This window comes from Ruegeria sp. YTSC004 (genome assembly GCF_059609805.1).
The window spans coordinates 139970-157515 of record NZ_JBXWMJ010000005.1; the positions used below are offsets into that span (position 1 = coordinate 139970).

Annotated in this window: 16 protein-coding genes and 1 pseudogene; 7 read left to right on the top strand and 10 right to left on the bottom strand. The window is 57.2% G+C overall.

The genetic code is table 11. From position 1 onward, the window contains the following. Positions 1-32: 32 nt before the first annotated feature. Positions 33-2003: pseudogene (locus AC2FFP_RS11175) on the bottom strand (protein meaA); the annotation flags it as partial. Positions 2004-2144: 141 nt separating this feature from the next. Between AC2FFP_RS11175 and AC2FFP_RS11180 the strand changes: the two are divergent. The 7 genes from AC2FFP_RS11180 to AC2FFP_RS11210 all read left to right on the top strand — a co-directional run bounded on the left by AC2FFP_RS11180 (position 2145) and on the right by AC2FFP_RS11210 (position 9058). Next, positions 2145-3533: a 1-acyl-sn-glycerol-3-phosphate acyltransferase gene (locus AC2FFP_RS11180; protein WP_496767502.1), complete on the top strand. Its 1389-nt coding sequence runs from the start codon at positions 2145-2147 to the stop codon at positions 3531-3533. A 113-nt stretch (positions 3534-3646) separates the two neighbouring features. After that, positions 3647-4933, top strand: a complete 1287-nt coding sequence (gene ccrA / locus AC2FFP_RS11185) for a crotonyl-CoA carboxylase/reductase (RefSeq protein ID WP_496725843.1) — start codon at positions 3647-3649, stop codon at positions 4931-4933. A gap of 207 nt (positions 4934-5140) precedes the next feature. Next, the gene (locus AC2FFP_RS11190) at positions 5141-5359 is read left to right on the top strand and encodes a hypothetical protein (protein ID WP_058278773.1); all 219 of its coding nucleotides are present in this window, start codon (positions 5141-5143) and stop codon (positions 5357-5359) included. Beyond that, positions 5298-6017, top strand: a complete 720-nt coding sequence (locus AC2FFP_RS11195; RefSeq protein WP_496778913.1) for a helix-turn-helix transcriptional regulator — start codon at positions 5298-5300, stop codon at positions 6015-6017. Before AC2FFP_RS11190 ends, AC2FFP_RS11195 begins: the two co-directional genes overlap by 62 nt. Before the next feature lie 84 nt (positions 6018-6101). Then, complete coding sequence (locus AC2FFP_RS11200) at positions 6102-6740, top strand: acyl-homoserine-lactone synthase (protein WP_496738923.1); 639 nt, start codon at positions 6102-6104, stop codon at positions 6738-6740. 60 nt (positions 6741-6800) lie between these two features. Continuing rightward, the gene (locus AC2FFP_RS11205) at positions 6801-8333 is read left to right on the top strand and encodes an ATP-dependent DNA helicase (protein ID WP_496881036.1); all 1533 of its coding nucleotides are present in this window, start codon (positions 6801-6803) and stop codon (positions 8331-8333) included. Next, entirely contained in the window at positions 8330-9058 is a 729-nt protein-coding gene (locus tag AC2FFP_RS11210; RefSeq protein ID WP_496767496.1) for an SDR family oxidoreductase, read from the top strand. Before AC2FFP_RS11205 ends, AC2FFP_RS11210 begins: the two co-directional genes overlap by 4 nt. A 7-nt stretch (positions 9059-9065) precedes the next feature. Here AC2FFP_RS11210 and AC2FFP_RS11215 read toward each other — a convergent pair whose 3' ends face one another. From AC2FFP_RS11215 to AC2FFP_RS11255, 9 genes are all read right to left on the bottom strand, one after another. After that, entirely contained in the window at positions 9066-9830 is a 765-nt protein-coding gene (locus AC2FFP_RS11215) for a TIGR02186 family protein (protein WP_496767494.1), read from the bottom strand. Between the two features lie 2 nt (positions 9831-9832). After that, positions 9833-10753, bottom strand: coding sequence for a sulfite exporter TauE/SafE family protein (locus AC2FFP_RS11220; RefSeq protein WP_496767492.1), 921 nt, complete (start codon positions 10751-10753; stop codon positions 9833-9835). Between the two features lie 346 nt (positions 10754-11099). Beyond that, complete coding sequence (locus AC2FFP_RS11225; protein WP_496767491.1) at positions 11100-12068, bottom strand: ABC transporter permease; 969 nt, start codon at positions 12066-12068, stop codon at positions 11100-11102. Next, positions 12068-13162, bottom strand: coding sequence for an ABC transporter permease (locus AC2FFP_RS11230; RefSeq protein WP_282152456.1), 1095 nt, complete (start codon positions 13160-13162; stop codon positions 12068-12070). Before AC2FFP_RS11230 ends, AC2FFP_RS11225 begins: the two co-directional genes overlap by 1 nt. A gap of 1 nt (position 13163) precedes the next feature. Beyond that, on the bottom strand, positions 13164-14693 hold the full coding sequence (locus tag AC2FFP_RS11235) for an ABC transporter ATP-binding protein (protein ID WP_496767489.1): 1530 nt from the start codon (positions 14691-14693) through the stop codon (positions 13164-13166). Between the two features lie 89 nt (positions 14694-14782). Continuing rightward, complete coding sequence (locus AC2FFP_RS11240; protein ID WP_282152454.1) at positions 14783-15781, bottom strand: BMP family lipoprotein; 999 nt, start codon at positions 15779-15781, stop codon at positions 14783-14785. A gap of 159 nt (positions 15782-15940) precedes the next feature. Next, entirely contained in the window at positions 15941-16354 is a 414-nt protein-coding gene (locus AC2FFP_RS11245; protein WP_496725851.1) for a GNAT family N-acetyltransferase, read from the bottom strand. Then, positions 16354-16938, bottom strand: a complete 585-nt coding sequence (gene tsaB / locus AC2FFP_RS11250) for a tRNA (adenosine(37)-N6)-threonylcarbamoyltransferase complex dimerization subunit type 1 TsaB (RefSeq protein WP_496725852.1) — start codon at positions 16936-16938, stop codon at positions 16354-16356. The genes AC2FFP_RS11245 and tsaB overlap by 1 nt, the downstream gene beginning before the upstream one ends. Beyond that, on the bottom strand, positions 16928-17491 hold the full coding sequence (locus tag AC2FFP_RS11255; protein WP_058273506.1) for a NifU family protein: 564 nt from the start codon (positions 17489-17491) through the stop codon (positions 16928-16930). The genes tsaB and AC2FFP_RS11255 overlap by 11 nt, the downstream gene beginning before the upstream one ends. Positions 17492-17546 lie beyond the last annotated feature (55 nt).

The following is a 17546-nucleotide window of genomic DNA, read 5'->3' on the forward strand; positions in this document are numbered from 1 at the left end:
ATAGAAACAGGATCAGTTCAAATTGACCGGAGTTACTCGGCAGCCAGGTTTTGAGGATCTACAAGAGTGACGATATCGCCCATGATTGCATTCAGTTCGAAATTCTTGGGCGTATAGATCTTTGCAACACCCATTGCAGTAAGCTTTGCGGCGTCGTCATCGGGGATGATGCCACCTACAATCACCGGAATATGATTCAGCCCGGCCTCGCGCAGCCGGTTCATGACGTCCTGCACAAGCGGAATGTGGCTGCCTGACAGAATAGATAGACCGATCACATGTGCGTCGTCATCCGCAGCGGCGGTTACGATTTCCTCGGGAGTCAGGCGAATACCTTCGTAACTGATATCCATCCCGCAATCCCGGGCGCGGAATGCGATCTGTTCGGCCCCGTTCGAGTGACCGTCCAGCCCCGGCTTGCCGACCAGGAACTTCAGACGGCGACCAAGCTTGTCGCTGACCACATCCACTGCGGCCCGCAGATCTTCCAAGCCCTCTGTCTTGTTCGAGACCGAGCCCGAAACGCCCGTGGGCCCACGATAGGTACCGTAGACTTTGCGCATTTCTTCGGCCCACTCACCGGTGGTTACACCAGCCTTGGCAGCTGCGATTGAGGGCTCCATGACGTTGGTGCCGTTTTGCGCCGCTTCGCATAGCGCGGCCAGAGCCGCCGCGACAGCTGTGTCATCGCGATCTTGCCGCCATTCATTCAGGCGCGCGATTTGTTCTTGTTCGACAGCAGGGTCAACGACCATGATGCCGCCATCTTCGGTCTGCAGGGGCGAGGGTTCGCCTTCGATCCACTTGTTCACACCGACAACGACAGTTTCGTTCCGTTCGATGCGGTTCAGGCGTTCAGCGTTTGAATCAACAAGCCGTGACTTCATGTATTCGATTGACGCTACTGCTCCGCCCATTGAATCCAGATTGGCCAGTTCAGCGCGTGCGCCCTCTTTCAATTCTTCAACCTTCGCGTCCACGGCGGGGTTGCCATCGAACAGGTCACCATATTCCAGAAGGTCGGTCTCATAGGCCAGAATCTGTTGCATCCGCATGGACCACTGCTGATCCCAGGGGCGGGGCAGGCCCAGTGCCTCGTTCCAAGCAGGCAGCTGAACTGCGCGGGCGCGGGCTTTTTTCGAAAGAGTCACGGCCAGCATCTCGATCAGGATGCGGTAGACGTTGTTTTCAGGCTGCTGCTCGGTCAAACCGAGCGAGTTGACCTGAACGCCATACCGGAATCGGCGGAATTTCGGGTTCTCTACGCCGTAGCGGTCGCGCAGGATTTCGTCCCAAAGATCGACGAAAGCGCGCATTTTGCACATTTCAGTGACAAAGCGGATACCTGCGTTAACAAAGAACGAAATCCGTCCGCAAAGTGCTGGGAAATCCTCGGCGGGAACACGAGGGCGCAGTTCGTCCAGAACGGCGATGGCGGTGGCCAGCGCATAAGACAGCTCTTGCTCCGGTGTCGCGCCGGCTTCTTGCAGGTGATAGGAACACACGTTCATCGGGTTCCATTTCGGCACGTTGGTATAACAGTACTCGGCCACGTCAGCGATCATCTTGAGCGACGGTTTGGGCGGGCAGACATAGGTGCCGCGGCTCAGGTATTCCTTGATCAGGTCGTTTTGTACCGTGCCCTGCAGTTTGGAGATATCTGCGCCTTGTTCCTCGGCCACAGCGATGTAAAGCGCAAGCAGCCAAGGCGCTGTCGCGTTGATCGTCATCGAAGTGTTCATCTGTTCCAACGGAATCTGGTCGAACAGAACTCGCATATCGCCCAGGTGGCCGACAGGCACGCCAACCTTGCCCACTTCGCCGCGCGCGAGCGTATGATCACTGTCATAACCGGTCTGCGTGGGCAGATCGAAGGCCACCGACAGGCCCGTCTGGCCTTTTGCCAGATTCCCGCGATACAACGCATTCGACGCTTTGGCGGTGGAATGACCGGCATAGGTTCGGATGAGCCAGGGGCGATCTTTCTGCGTCTGCGTCATAGCTGGACCTCGTGTCTCGGTTGGGCAAGAAAATTACGTTCCTGGCCTCTAAAGCGCAATTTTCGGGACATGTCAATTCGCTGCGTCGCGGCATATTAGGTTCTTCAGATTGTAGGACGCAGCGTTTGGTGGCAGGGTGCACGCATGACTCAGACCGTGGAACTTCCGCTTTGGCTTTTTTTGCTGATCCTGGTGTTTGCCGTGGTCACTTTGGCTTCACATTTTCTGTTCCCGTCGGTGCGGTGGTTTTTCAGGCGTCGACTCGAACGAGCGGTGAAACGATTGAACACGCGCCTGAAGCGGCCGATCCAGCCGTTCAAGTTGGCGCACCGTCACGATATGATTCAGCGCCTGATCTATGACCCGCAGGTTGGTCAGGCCGTTCAGGATCACGCACGCGAAACGGGTGTCCCCGATGCTGTGGCGTTCGAGCAAGCGCAGCGATACGCGCGTGAGATCGTTCCCTCGTTTTCAGCCGTTGCCTATTTCAGCATTGCGATCCGTCTGGCTCGTTTGCTGAGCAATGCGTTTTATCACGTGCAGCTTAGCTATCAGGACGAAGACGCTGTCGAAAACATCGACCCCGACGCCACGGTGGTTTTCGTCATGAATCATCGCAGCAATATGGACTATGTGCTCGTTACCTACCTCGCAGCGCAACATTCGGCCCTTTCTTATGCGGTGGGCGAATGGGCCCGTGTCTGGCCCCTTAGCCGTCTGATCCGTGCGATGGGGGCTTATTTTATTCGGCGAAAGTCCGGCAATGATCTCTATCGTCAGGTGCTGTCCTGTTATGTGCGCCACGCGACCACGGCAGGAGTGACGCAGGCCATGTTCCCCGAAGGTGGGCTAAGTCTGACTGGTGCCCTGGGTCGTCCAAAGCTGGGTTTGCTCAAATATATTATTGACGGGACCTCGGAAGAGGGCCGCGATGTTGTATTCGTCCCCGTGGCGCTGAACTATGATCGTGTGCTCGAAGATACTGTTCTGACGCGTGCCGCATTAGGCAATGAACGACGGTTTCGCGCGCGGATCGGTGTAATCACCAGATGGATCCTCAAACAGCTCTGGCGGCGCGTGATCGGGCGCTACAAACGATTTGGCCTAGCCTCGGTCCGATATGGTCAGCCCGTTTCCTTGCGGGCGTTTCGGGCAGATCATCAGCGCGATCTGATGACCGATTTAGCGCGTGACCTGATGACGCGACTCCGCGCTGCAATCCCGCTGGTCCCTGTACCCGCCGCGTGTTGGCTAATGCAAAAGCATAAAGAGATGTCGGAGGCCGATGCCGTTCAGGTGATTGTCGAGCTCATGCGTCGCAATGGAATGACGGACCAAGAGAACCAGACATCGGTTGAAGCCGCGATTGATCAGTTGGTCGAACGGCGAATTCTCAGGCGCAGTGACGGGAAAATATGCCTGTCCGGTCAAAGGGTTGATCTTCTGGAGTATTATGCAGCCTCGGTTCCGATGGGACCAGACGAGGGAAATGCTGCGGATGCGAAGGAAATTTCTGCATCCGCTGGGTCATAAAGTTACAAAACAGCACCGATTTCGGTTGCATTATTTCCTAAAGGCCAATATTCCATCGGTTAATGCACGCGATTCTGCATCGCGGCAAAGGTTTAGAACTGAAGGAGGCCAACATGGCTCTGGACACCGACAGCGGCATCGCGTCGTACGAGGCACCGGAAAAAGACCTCTATGAGATGGGTGAAATCCCTCCGATGGGTTTTGTGCCCAAGAAAATGTATGCGTGGGCGATCCGCAAGGAGCGCCACGGCGACCCGGACACCGCGATGATTCAGGAAGTCGTGGACGTCCCCGAGCTGGACAGTCACGAAGTGCTGGTTCTGGTCATGGCTGCCGGCGTCAACTACAACGGAGTATGGGCGTCGCTGGGTAAGCCGATTTCGCCCTTCGATGGCCACAAGGCCCCTTACCACATTGCCGGTTCTGATGCGTCGGGCATCGTTTGGGCCGTTGGTTCAAAAGTGACCCGCTGGAAAGTTGGTGACGAGGTCGTCATCCACTGCAACCAGGATGATGGCGATGACGAGCATTGTAACGGCGGTGATCCGATGTATTCGGACAGCCAGCGGATTTGGGGCTATGAAACCCCCGATGGTTCGTTCGCGCAGTTCACTAATGTTCAGGCCCAGCAACTGATGCCGCGGCCCAAGCACCTGACTTGGGAAGAAAGCGCTTGCTACACGCTGACGCTGGCGACTGCCTACCGGATGCTGTTTGGTCATGAGCCACACGACCTAAAGCCGGGCCAGAACGTTCTGGTTTGGGGAGCGTCGGGTGGTCTGGGTTCCTATGCGATCCAGCTGATCAACACCGCAGGTGCAAACGCGATTGGTGTGATCTCAGACGAAAGCAAGCGTGACTTTGTCATGGGTCTGGGTGCCAAGGGCGTTCTGAACCGCAAAGACTTCAACTGCTGGGGTCAGCTGCCCACAGTGAACACACCAGAATATGCCGAGTGGTTCAAAGAAGCCCGCAAATTCGGCAAGGCCATTTGGGACATCACCGGTAAAGGCAACAACGTCGACATGGTGTTCGAGCACCCCGGCGAAAGCACCTTCCCGGTTTCGACCTTTGTTGTGAAGAAGGGCGGCATGGTTGTGATCTGCGCTGGTACAACCGGCTACAACCTGACCTTCGATGTGCGTTACATGTGGATGCACCAGAAGCGTCTGCAGGGCTCGCACTTTGCCCACCTCAAGCAGGCAGCGGCTGCAAACCAGCTGATGGTTGAACGTCGCCTGGATCCCTGCATGTCCGAAGTGTTCACCTGGAATGATCTGCCCGAGGCGCACATGAAGATGCTGCGGAACGAGCATAAGCCGGGCAACATGTCGGTGCTGGTTCAGGCTCCGCAGACCGGGATGCGCACCTTGGAAGAGGTTCTGGCCGCACGCGACTAACTTCGTCTCAGACAAAATCCAAAACACCCGCGAATCGGTTTTCTGGCTCGCGGGTGTTTCTTTTTGGGCGGTGGTCTTAACCTTTTTAAAGGCTTACGCGAGAATACCCCGCTGTTTTTGGGGAGTAGAAATCAGTGAATAGGCCAAAAAAACTTCCTCATGCTATGGTTGTGTTAACCCTTCGTTAACCGTTTCGGAGAGACGCTGATGGCGCAAAATGAGTGGATACTGGACGTACTGTCGGACCTCAGCGCCTTTGCTGTTGAAAACGGTTTGACCGCGCTTGCCGAGCAGTTGGATGACACCAAGCTGATCGCCGCAGCTGAAATCTCGTCCAGAAAGAATGAGGTTCGGGCACCAGCGGATGGCAACAAAACTCGATATGAGCCAGGTTCTGGAGGACTTGGAAAACACCAGCTCGCTTGACGAACTAAGCGAAGTCGCCATTCGCCTGCGGGACAGGCTGCAGATTGAAAACCTGATTTACCATTGGGTCGACGGGGCCGGTGATCAATACGGCTATACCACCTATCCCGACGTCTGGGCCGAACGGTACCGCGAGCGTAACTATCATAGAATCGATCCGGTCATACTGGGCTGTTTCCAACGGTTTCATCCTGTGGACTGGAAGACGCTGGATTGGTCGGGCAAGGTTGCCAAGACATTTTTGAAGGATGCATTAGAGCACGGCGTTGGCAATCAAGGTTATTCCATTCCGATCCGCGGACCGAATGGCCAATTCGCTTTGTTTACTGTCAATCATACCTGTGACGATGACACCTGGCAGAGGTTCATCAAAACGCATGGGCGCGAACTGATCCTGATCGCGCATTACTTCAACCGAAAGGCGCTGGAGTTTGAAAGTGATCGTCAGCCCGATTCTGCACGTGGATTGTCGCCGCGTGAAGTGGACGCCATGACCTTGCTCGCCCTGGGTTATAGCAGGGCGCAGGTCGCTCATTCCTTGTCGATCTCGGAACACACGCTGAGGGTTTATATCGAAAGCGCACGCGCCAAGCTGGGTGCGCAAAACACAACTCATGCTATCGCAACGGCCTTGAGCCGCGGGTTAATAGTCGTTTAAGGCGCGCGCGCAGTAAGAACCGGAAATTAACCACGACTTTGTACCCCCTTCGTTCTTGCACAGGACGACAAGGGGAAAAGAGTCATGTTGCGCTATGTCTATGCTGACGAATTGCACAAATATCCAAAACTGGCTGAGGGGATGTTTCGGGACCGCGCCGATCAATTCAAAACCCGGCTGGGCTGGGATGTTCATGTCAACGACAAGGGGGAAGAGCGGGATCAGTACGATGATCTGAACCCGATCTATGTCATTTGGGAAGAACCGGATGGCAGCCACGGCGGCTCCATGCGCGTGATGCCGACCACCGGTCCGGTTATGGTGAACGAGGTGTTTGGACACCTGACGGGCGGCAAACCAATCAACAGCCCCTTGATCTGGGAAGTGACGCGCTTTTGCCTGTCGCGCACGGCAAGCCCGCACACGGCCGGGGCCATCATGCTTAGCGGCGGCGAGATGATGGAGGGGTTTGGTCTAACCCACATTGCGGGTGTTTTCGATGCGCGTATGATTCGCATCTATCGCCTGATCGGATCATCTCCGATCGTGCTGGGCACCGAAGGTAAAGGGCGTGATCAAATCTCGGTCGGGATGTGGCCGTATTCGGCGGACGACTGCAACCGCGTGGCCAAGCGCGCGGGCATCCCGCGTGAATTGTCGCGGCTGTGGTTCAAGACGGCTTTCGGCGTTGGCAGACAGCACCCGTTTGCATTGTCAGCCTGACAGGGTGAAAACCGAATTCCACATCTGGTGATAGCTGGCGCGGGCTTGTAGGGTCGCGCCATGTCTTTGCCCTCTGTGACTTACTCTGACGACCAGGCCGCCGCGTATGACAGCATCTCTGAGATGCTGAAATCGGCAGGTGTTGACCTTGACGATGACGCGCTGCTGAAGCTTCCGGGATCGAGTAAATCCGGTGTGATGGCTGTGATTGGAAAGGCAGGGTCCGGAAAAACCCTGCTGCTGGCCGAGCTTTATAAGGCCATTGCGGACACCGGCGTTCAGATTGTGTCCGGCGATTTCGAAAGCCGCAAAGCTCGTGAAAAACGCAGTCTGGCGATCCTGGCCCCGACGAACAAAGCGGCCAGCGTATTGCGTCTGCGCGGGGTGCCAGCGACAACGATCCACCGTATCCTTTACACACCCGTCTACGACCCGGAATACGAACGGATCGCCGAATGGCTGGCAGGCAATGACGAACGTCCCGAAATCGAGGGCCTGACCGAAGAGGCGCTGGATCGCGCCGCGGCGTTTTACCAGAACAACAAGTCCATCCCGGGTGCTCTGGCCGCGGCAGGGTTACGGGGCTCTGATTTTATCACCGGCTGGAAGCGCCGGGACGAGCCGTTGGACATCGGGTTTGTGGATGAAGCCTCGATGCTGGATGACCGGCAGTTCGAAGACCTGCAGGAAATCTTCCCAACACTTCTACTGTTTGGTGACCCGGCACAATTGGCGCCGGTCAATCAGTCGGGCAGCATGGTGTTCGAAGCATTGCCCGAGCCGCGCAAACAGATCCTTCACCGGGTTCATCGGCAGGATGCGGATAACCCGATATTGGACCTTGCCCATGCGCTGTCGGACCCTCAGATGGGGTTCGAAGATTTTGAGCGCATGGTTGAGCAGACTGCCCGGAAGGACGACCGTGTGGTCTGGGGGCAGCGGGTCGAGGTTGATCTGATGGCCCGCAGTCCCGTTTTGGTCTGGCGCAATGCAACCCGCATTCGGCTGATTCAGGCTTTTCGAAACGTTCACGGCGCGCCGGATACCGAATTGTTGGAAGGCGAACCGCTTATCTGCGATGGTATCGAATTACCTTTGAAACACCGCAAGAAACGGCTGGATCTTGAGGCGCGCGGCCTGATCAAGGGCGCTCAGGTCATCTATTTGGGTCCTGGCCGCAAACCGGGGTTTTCCAGGTTGCACGTGATGGGGGCAGAAGACCCGCAGGTCAGCGCCGCATCCATCGTCAAGATTGAAAAACCGGACGAGGAAGAGCCGTTCATTCCCTTTGCCGCGCGCATGGGCGCCACCTTTTTGCACGGTGCAGCAGTCACCATTCACAAGGCGCAAGGGTCGCAGTGGGACACTGTTCAGGTTTTCGCTCCGGATATTTATGCCGCTGCCCGTATGGGCCGCACCGAGGCTGGACAACCACTGTGGAAACGTTTGGCCTATGTCGCCATCACGCGCGCGCAGGAAAGGCTGATCTGGGTCGTACGCAACCGGCTTGCCAAGCCGACTTATCCGCTGCGTGTGGACGACCTGCGCGCTGTCCCGGCGGCCTCACTGACCTTGGAGGCAGAAGAGACATGACATCCATTATTGTGACCGGCGCAAGTTCTGGCATAGGGCGCGCCACGGCTGAATTGTTTCTGGCCCAAGGATGGACGGTTGGTCTATTGGCGCGCAGTGCTGACAAGCTGAACGAAATGGCTGCAGAGCACGCAAACGCAATTCCATTGGTCGCGGATGTCACCGATGCACAAGCGGTTGAGGCCGCCTTTGGTGACTTTCAGGGTAAGGCGGGCCATTTGGATGTTCTGTTCAACAACGCGGGAATATTCGCGCCGGGGGGAACGATTGACGAGATCGCGTTGGACGATTGGTACCAAAGCGTCGCCGTCAACCTGAACGGCATGTTCCTGTGTGCCCGTGAGGCGTTTCGGATCATGCGCCACCAATCGCCGCAAGGCGGGCGCATCATCAATAACGGCTCAATTGCCGCCCATGTGCCGCGCCCCAACTCGGTGCATTACTCGGCGACGAAACACGCCATTACGGGCCTGACCCGCAGCCTGTCTTTGGACGGGCGGGGCTTCAATATCGCTTGTGGGCAGATCGATATCGGCAATGCGCGAACACAGATGGTGCAGGGCCTGGTCGACGCGGCCATTGCCGACAGGCAGCAGCCCGACCCAACAATGGCCGTCGAAGATGCAGCGCGGTCCGTTCTTCACATGGCGAACCTGCCGCTTGAGGCAAACGTTCAGTTCATGACCGTGATGGCCACGACAATGCCCTATATCGGACGCGGGTAACGATCAGTTACTCGCGCAATAGGCGGAACGCGGTTGACGCACCCCAACCCGCCGCAATGGCAATGACCAAAGACATCAGGCCGTACCAGATCGGTTGCTGGCGGGACATGTTGTACAAGAACCGCTCCAACCCTACTTTGCGCACGTCGATGGTGGTCTCAAATTGTGAAACGACCTCGCCGCCGCGGGTTAGGAAGATGCGCGCCACATAGTCGCCTTCGGTCAGATCCGCAGGCATGTCGATTGAGGTACGGAACAGGGTTTGTTCATCAACGGCCACGGTGTCTTCGCGAATGGAATACAGACCTTCGTTCTCTCGGATACGAATAACAGCGTCCGCGAATTCCTGCGCGCCGCGGATGTTCATCGCAGCACCAACAGATCGGATGGCACGTTCGATTGACACGCTGTACCGCAGGTCTTCGGTATCTGACAGAATCTCATTCAAGGGCGCGCTGGTCGCAACCGCATAGAAGCTGGGGGCTTCGTCTACGAGGACACTGTCGGTATTGACCCAGATTCCAAGCTTGCGCTCTTTTCGCCGAACGGTGACAGGACTGGATGGACCGGACACTGCGACAATCACTTCAAGTGGTGGTCCCGGCGGAATGGGAGCTTGGCGTTTGACCGCGCCAAAGACCAGGATCTCAGATCCGTCAAAATTGGCGGTGATGGCCACGCGATCCTGGCTGAGGCCCAGAACGACCTCTTCCTCAACGGCCAGAGCGGGGCTGGCGCAAAGGGCCAGCGCAACAAGCAAGCGTTTCAGCATGATTAGTGCCCTCCGCCGGTGCCAAGCGAGAACAGCTCGGATGGTTCAATCAGCAGATCCAAAGCCAGCTTTCCGCAAACCGCAAGAACTAGCGCTGCCAGCAACACCCGCAACTGCTCGGCAGGCATGCGCGCGCCGATCACCGTTCCGATCTGTGCACCGATGACGCCGCCAACCAGAAGCAATACGGCAAGAACGACATCAACTGTAAAGTTGGTAGTGGCATGCAACATGGTCGTAAAGGCGGTGACAAAGATGATCTGGAACAGGGATGTTCCGACCACGACCTTGGTGGGCATTCCCAACAGGTAAATCATCGCAGGCACCATGATGAACCCGCCGCCAACGCCCATAATGGCCGACAGAACGCCAACGAACAGGCCAACCAGCGCAGGCGGAATGACCGAGATATACAGGCCCGAAGTCCGGAACCGCATTTTGAACGGCATCGCATGCACCCAGCCGCGCTGACGGCGTTTGGGGGGTGCGGACACGCCTTTCTTGGATTTACGGAGCGCGTTCAGGCTTTCGATGAACATTAAACCGCCCACGACGCCAAGGAACACGACGTAGCACAACGTCACAAGCAGATCGACCTGCCCGAGGCTTTTGAGGTAGTTGAATATCACCACCCCAAGTGCAGCACCCGTTAAGCCGCCTATCAATAGGACGGTCCCCATTCTTAGGTCGACTGTTTTTCGTCGAAAATGCGCCAGAACCCCAGAGAATGAAGAGGCAACAATCTGGTTGGCTTCGGTTGCAACCGCAACGGCCGGGGGAATGCCGATGAAGAACAGCAGGGGCGTCATCAGGAAACCGCCGCCGACACCGAACATGCCCGAAAGAATGCCGACCATCCCCCCAAGCCCCAGTAGAAGGAAGGCGTTGACAGAAACTTCGGCGATAGGAAGGTAAATTTGCATATCGAGCTACTGGATGAGGGTAGGCGGGTCACAGAGAGTGATCAGGGCCGCCTCAAGGTAAAGTGGTGTAGGTTTAATGCGACGCGCGGCGGCAGTGCCCCGTGGCCACATGGCGGAAGTCGGATCGCTGGGCGTCATGCCAGCAGCCTGATACGGCTAAATGTCTGGTTTTCCTCAGTACTGAGGTGTTCATGCGTTCCCAAATACACGGTCCGGGTGTATTCCGAGTCGTAGGGTATGATTGGCGACACATGCATACCCCTTTAGAACGGTTGCGGCATGCAAAATCAACTCCGCATGCCGCTCTGCAGCGAACAGGACTGAACTGAGTCCGAAACTGGACTTATCAGCGCTCTTTCACATAGGGCTCACCGCCGGCGCGCGGCGGAACCGCTTTGCCGACAAACCCGGCCAGAATGACCACAGTAAGGACGTAAGGCAGGGCGTCCATGGCCTGCACAGGGATGACCACGCCGCCCAGATCGATGTTCTGGAACCGCAGCGCGATGGCCTGCAACAAACCGAACAACAGGCAAGCGCCCATTGCATGCCAGGGGCGCCATTTCGCAAAGATCAGTGCAGCCAGCGCGATAAAACCACGGCCTGCGGTCATGTCTTTGACGAACCCAGCTTGCAGTGCGGTGGCCAGGTAAGCCCCAGCGATACCGCACAACACGCCACAGATGGCGACAGCGGCATAGCGCAGGCCAACGACCGAGACACCGGCCGTGTCGACGGCAGCGGGGTTTTCACCCACGGCGCGCAATCGCAATCCGAACCGTGTGCGATACAGAATCCACCATGTTGCCGGTACCATCAGGAACGCGACATAGACCAGGACCGAATGGCCCGAGAGCAACTCGGAATAGATCGGCCCGATGATTGGCACCCCGCTCAGCGACTCGGCAAAGGGGAAATTGATCGGTGTGAAACGACCGCCGCCAAACAACGAGGGCGTGCGCCCGCCCTGTTCGAACCAGCTTTGCGCGACAAGAACCGTCATACCTGCCGCAAGAAAGTTGATTGCGACCCCGGATATCAATTGGTTGCCCCGGAAGGTGATCGAGGCCAAACCGTGAAGCCCGGAAAGAACGAGAGAAGAGGCGATCCCCGCCAGCAGGCCCAACCAGACCGACCCGGTCACAGCCGCGACGGCTGCCGAGAAGAAGGCGGCCATCAGCATCTTGCCTTCAAGACCGATGTCGAAAATTCCCGCACGTTCGGAATAGAGCCCTGCCAGGCAGGCCAGCAATAGCGGCGTGGCCAAACGGATGCTCGAGTCCAGGACCTGGATGAGTGTTATAAAGAACTCCATCACTGCGCTCCCTTCCGCAGGCTCAGGAACAGCTTTTCAAGTGGCATCCGGACCATGTTGTCCAGCGCCCCGGTGAACAGGATCACCAGGGCCTGAATGACAACGATCAGTTCGCGTGGGATCGACGTCCAGAAAGCCAATTCTGCACCGCCCTGATAGAGAAACCCGAACAGGATCGCCGCAAGAAACACACCAAACGGGTGCGACCGGCCCATCAGCGCCACTGCGATGCCGATGAATCCCGCGCCCTCGGTTGCGTTCAGAACCAGGCGTTCGGCCTCACCCATCACGTTGTTGATGGCCATCAGCCCCGCCAGCGCGCCCGAAATCAGCATCGCAATGATCGTGATCCGCACCGGCGAAATGCCTGCATAGACGGCGCCGGTTTCGGTCTTGCCGTAGGACCGGATTTCATAGCCCAACCTTGTCCGCCAGATCAGTGCCCAGACGACAAAACAGGCCAAAACCGCAATGAAGAACGTGATATTAACAGGGGTCCCTTTAAACACCACGTTTTCGGCGGTTGAGAACATCGACTGAAATGTGGGCAGGTGAACGGCCTCGGGGAAACGCGCAGATGAGGGGTCTTGCGCGCCTGGTGGTCGCATAAGATTGACCAACACGTAGTTCAGGAATGCCGCCGCAATAAAGTTAAACATGATCGTTGTGATCACGATGTGACTGCCACGCTTGGCTTGTAGATAGGCCGGTATGGCGGCCCATGCGGCGCCAAACAGCATCGAACCTGCGCAAGCCGCCAATAGCGCAACGCTCCAATGCGGCCACGGGATGTAAAGGCATACCATGGCAACGCCCAGCCCGCCCAGCATAGCCTGACCTTCGCCCCCGATGTTGAACAGCCGGGCGTGGAAGGCGACGGCCACAGCCAACCCTGTGAACATAAAGTTGGTGGCATAATACAGCGTATACCCCCAACCGTAGGTCGACCCGAGCGCACCGGTCACCATCAGTTTCACCGCTTCGATCGGGTTTTCACCGATGGCCAGAATGACCAAGGCGGACAAGATTGCGGCCAATATCAGACTGATCAGCGGGATCAGCACCACATCGGCCCATTTGGGCATCTTTTCCATGTTACGCGGCCTCTCCCGCAACGCCGGCCATCAACAGGCCAAGTTCTTTTTCATCTGTTTCATGGGGCAGTCTTTCGCCCATGACATGTCCGTCAAACATCACAGCGATGCGATCCGATAGCGAGAAGATTTCTTCCAACTCGACCGAGACGAGCAGGATTGCTTTACCTTGATCACGCAGCGCGACGATCTGCTTGTGAATGAACTCGATCGCGCCGATGTCGACGCCGCGGGTTGGTTGCCCCACCAATAGAAGATCCGGGTTCCGTTCAATTTCGCGCGCGACAACAATCTTTTGTTGGTTCCCGCCCGAGAAGCTCTTGGCTGTAAGCCACGCATTAGGTGGTCGGACGTCGAATTTCTCGATCTTGCGCTCGGTATCGGCGCGCAGGGCGGCGTTGTTCATGAAAATCCCGCTCTGGTAGGCAGGATCACGGTGATAGCCAAAGGCCACATTCTCCCAAGCGTGAAAGTCCATCACAAGGCCTTCGCGCTGACGGTCTTCGGGCACGTGTGCGATATGTTGGGCCCGACGCGCCTGACCGTCCGATCCCGGACCGCTAAGCGCCAGCGGGCTGCCGTTCAATTTGATCGAACCCTGACCCGGACGCATGCCGCCCAGAACTTCCAGAAGTTCCGATTGGCCATTTCCGGCCACGCCAGCGATACCGACGATTTCACCGGCCCGAACGGTCAGGTCGATACCCTTGACCCGTTCGACCCCGGCTGAATCGAAAACGCTGAGTTTTTCAATTTCCAGAACGGGCTTACCGGGTTGCGCAGGTACTTTATCGACTTGCAGCAGCACCTTGCGGCCCACCATCAGCTCGGCCAGCTCCTGGGGGCTGGTGTCGGCTGTTTTCACCGTCGCCGTCATCTGACCGCGCCGCATGACCGAAACCGTATCGGTGTTTTCCATGATTTCGCGCAGCTTGTGCGTGATCACGATGATCGTCTTCCCTTCGGCCCGCAGGCGGTCAAGGATGCGGAACAGCTGGTCAGCCTCGGACGGTGTCAGAACCCCGGTGGGTTCGTCCAGGATCAGAATCTCGGCCTTGCGATACAGGGCTTTCAGGATTTCGACCCGTTGCTGCATGCCGACGCCAATCTCGTCGATGCGCTTGTCGGGATCTACGAACAGCTCGTATTCCTCTTCCAGCGCTTTCAGTTCTTTGCGCGCTTTGGACAAGGACGGGGCCAGCAGCCCGCCATCCTCGGCACCGAGAACGATGTTTTCCAGAACGGTGAAATTTTCAACCAGTTTGAAATGCTGGAACACCATCCCGATCCCGGCAGCAATGGCCGCCTGGCTGTCAGGGATGTCGGTCTTGTTGCCGTTAATCCAGATTTCACCTTTATCGGCTTTGTAAAAGCCGTAGAGGATGCTCATCAGCGTGGATTTGCCCGCACCGTTTTCACCGATGATCCCATGGATCGTACCGGGGGCGACGCTGATAGAAATGTCTTTATTGGCCTGAACCGGCCCAAAGGCTTTGGATATCCCTTTGAGCTCAATGGCGGGGACGGTCATGTCTTGTCCTCAATTGCCGAAAGGGCCGCGGTGTCATACGCGGCAGAGTCGGGGGCAAGGCGGAGGTTGTACCCCCGCCTTGCGCGATATCAGAACTGCAGTGCCGGGCAGCTGTCGTTCTCATAATAGCTGACAACAGAGACGTTACCGTCGATGATGTCCTGACGCGCTTTGTCGACTGCGCCTTTCATCTCGTCCGAGACCAGAGGTGCGTTGTTGTCATCCATGGCGACGCCAACACCTTCTTCGGCCAGACCCATCTGGAACACGCCGGTTTCCAGGCCTTCGCCCGCTGACATCGCATCATAAACGGCAACATCAACGCGTTTCAGCATCGAGGTGAGAACCTTACCCGGGTGCAGGTGGTTCTGGTTGCTGTCCACGCCGATCGACAGGATGCCTTCGTCTGCCGCGGTCTGCAGTACGCCAACACCGGTGCCACCAGCGGCTGCATAGATCACGTCAGCGCCCTGGCTGATTTGTGCTTTGGTCAATTCCGAACCCTTCACCGGGTCGTTCCATGCTGCCGGGGTGGTACCGGTCATGTTGGCAACAACATTGATGTCAGGGTTTACAGCCTTGGCACCCTGCGCATAACCGCAGCCAAAGTGTCGGATCAGCGGGATATCCATGCCACCGATAAAGCCAACGGTGCCGGATTCCGATGCCATCGCGGCCATCATGCCGACCAGATATGATCCTTCATGCTCGGCAAAACCGATTTGACGGATGTTGGGGATGTCCAACCAGTTGACGTCAACTGCAACAAATTTGGTGTCCGGGTAGTCAGCAGCCACGGCGGACAGCGGATCTGCCATACCAAATCCCATCGTGATGATTGGGTTTGAGCCGGATTCAGCGAAACGGCGCAGAGCTTGCTCGCGCTGTGCTTCGGACTGGATTTCGATCTCGTTGTAGGTGCCGCCTGTTTCTTCGGCCCAACGCGACGCGCCATTGTGGGCGGCTTCGTTAAACGATTTGTCGAACTTGCCGCCGAGATCAAAGATCAGGGCAGGATCTGCCAGCGCAGCGCCAGCCGTAAGTGCGACTGCGGCGGTGGCACCCATCAAGGATTTCATCAGGGTCATTTTATACTCCCGTTTGTTATTATCGGTCGGGGCGAAGATAGCCCCGTTCACCCACTGTTAGCGAGCATAACTGTTGTGATGGCGGGAATTAAGGACGTTTGCAACCGCCGTGGTCAACAGATTTTTGACCATTTGGTTGAAAAAATATGTCTTAAGCGGTCAATCCAGCGCGGATTCCATCACGATAGCATCGATTTTCTGATTGTTTTCGCGCAGGTAATACCCCTTGCGCAAACCACAGGCGCGATAACCGCTGTGTTCATACAGCGCGATGGCGGGCAGGTTATCCGCAGCGACGTCCAGGAAAGCGCGCGTCGCGCCCAAAGCCTTTGCTTTGGAATGCCACTCTTGCATGCACGCTCGGGCCAGGCCCTGCCGCTGAACGTCTGGATGCGTGGCGATTGTCAGCAATTCAGCCTCATCGCCGATCACCTGGAACAGCGAAAAAGATTGAGTATTTCCAACGATATGTATGAACCGATTGTTCAGAAGATCCGCAAATTCGACCGCAGCCCACGACCGTGACTGGGTAAATGCCGCCGCGTGTGTTTTGGCAAGTTCCTCGGGGCTCATCAGTCCAGCAAAACCGGGGGTGTGTCTTTGGAAGGGGCCGCATCCGCAGGCCGAACATAGAGTGGCGCTGGCTGCGCAGTTTCGGTTTGCCACCTTTGCCCGGCGACCCGGGCAATAGCACGAACCTGTGCATCGGCGTCGTCATTCAGGATCAGAGGGCCAAGTGATTCTGCCTCAGTTTGAGGCATTAGCATCGGACCTTGGTCCGGGAACGCCACGTAAACCTGATCACGCGGGGCGCGGATCGCAGGCAGGGCGTCCGTAGGCATTTCGGCCAAAGCGTCGAACCCGGACACGCCTACCGCTGGAACGCCAAGCCCTAGGGCTAGGCCGCGCGCCGCAGAAACCGAGATTCGGATGCCGGTAAAGTTTCCGGGTCCAACGCCGACACCGATCGCGGACAGGTCTTTCCACCCATATCCGGCATCGGCCAGAACTTCTTCCAGCAACGGCATCAGACGTTCGGCTTGACCGCGCGACATGGCTTCGATGCGCGAAGTCACGATCCGGTTGCCGCACAACAAAGCGGCCGCGCAATGCGCGGCCGATGTATCAAACGCCAAAATAATGGGGTCAGACGGCAACAGGACGAACCTCGGTCACTTCGGGGATGTAGTGGCGCAGCAGGTTTTCGATACCCATCTTCAACGTCAGGGTCGAAGACGGGCAGCCCGCGCAAGCACCCTGCATGTGCAGGTAGACAACGCCCCGGTCAAACCCGTGGAACGTGATGTCGCCGCCATCCTGAGCAACTGCCGGACGGACGCGGCTATCAAGCAAGTCTTTGATTTGATTAACTACTTCTGCATCCTCGCCGGTGTGCTCTGCATGGCCCGATGCGGCTGTTTCACCAGCGCCGATGACCGGTTGGCCGGATTGATAATGCTCCATCACCGCACCCAGAATCGCAGGCTTGATGTGATCCCATTGGACATCATCGGACTTGGTGACGGTCACGAAGTCATTGCCGAGGAATACACCCGTTACTCCGCTAACCGCAAAAATCCGTTTTGCCAAAGGTGATTTTTCACCGGCTTCAGCCGATGGGAAATCCGCAGTGCCCGCTTCCAGCACGGTTTGGCCGGGCAGAAATTTCAAGGTTGCAGGGTTCGGCGTGGATTCGGTCTGGATGAACATGTCACGGCTCCGTTTCAGTTGCTTCTGATATGCGGGTCCGGGCCGGATAAGTCAA

Excerpts from the sequence above, each read along its gene's own strand:
- AC2FFP_RS11235 (WP_496767489.1), bottom strand. The coding sequence starts at position 14,693 with ATGACCGTCCCCGCCATTGAGCTCAAAGGGATATCCAAAGCCTTTGGG.
- AC2FFP_RS11245 (WP_496725851.1), bottom strand. The coding sequence starts at position 16,354 with ATGAGCCCCGAGGAACTTGCCAAAACACACGCGGCGGCATTTACCCAG.
- AC2FFP_RS11215 (WP_496767494.1), bottom strand. The coding sequence starts at position 9,830 with ATGCTGAAACGCTTGCTTGTTGCGCTGGCCCTTTGCGCCAGCCCCGCT.
- AC2FFP_RS11230 (WP_282152456.1), bottom strand. The coding sequence starts at position 13,162 with ATGGAAAAGATGCCCAAATGGGCCGATGTGGTGCTGATCCCGCTGATC.
- AC2FFP_RS11210 (WP_496767496.1), top strand. The coding sequence starts at position 8,330 with ATGACATCCATTATTGTGACCGGCGCAAGTTCTGGCATAGGGCGCGCC.
- AC2FFP_RS11225 (WP_496767491.1), bottom strand. The coding sequence starts at position 12,068 with ATGGAGTTCTTTATAACACTCATCCAGGTCCTGGACTCGAGCATCCGT.
- AC2FFP_RS11180 (WP_496767502.1), top strand. The coding sequence starts at position 2,145 with ATGACTCAGACCGTGGAACTTCCGCTTTGGCTTTTTTTGCTGATCCTG.
- AC2FFP_RS11255 (WP_058273506.1), bottom strand. The coding sequence starts at position 17,491 with ATGTTCATCCAGACCGAATCCACGCCGAACCCTGCAACCTTGAAATTT.
- AC2FFP_RS11190 (WP_058278773.1), top strand. The coding sequence starts at position 5,141 with ATGGCGCAAAATGAGTGGATACTGGACGTACTGTCGGACCTCAGCGCC.
- AC2FFP_RS11195 (WP_496778913.1), top strand. The coding sequence starts at position 5,298 with ATGGCAACAAAACTCGATATGAGCCAGGTTCTGGAGGACTTGGAAAAC.
- AC2FFP_RS11205 (WP_496881036.1), top strand. The coding sequence starts at position 6,801 with ATGTCTTTGCCCTCTGTGACTTACTCTGACGACCAGGCCGCCGCGTAT.
- AC2FFP_RS11240 (WP_282152454.1), bottom strand. The coding sequence starts at position 15,781 with ATGACCCTGATGAAATCCTTGATGGGTGCCACCGCCGCAGTCGCACTT.
- AC2FFP_RS11200 (WP_496738923.1), top strand. The coding sequence starts at position 6,102 with ATGTTGCGCTATGTCTATGCTGACGAATTGCACAAATATCCAAAACTG.
- AC2FFP_RS11220 (WP_496767492.1), bottom strand. The coding sequence starts at position 10,753 with ATGCAAATTTACCTTCCTATCGCCGAAGTTTCTGTCAACGCCTTCCTT.
- ccrA (WP_496725843.1), top strand. The coding sequence starts at position 3,647 with ATGGCTCTGGACACCGACAGCGGCATCGCGTCGTACGAGGCACCGGAA.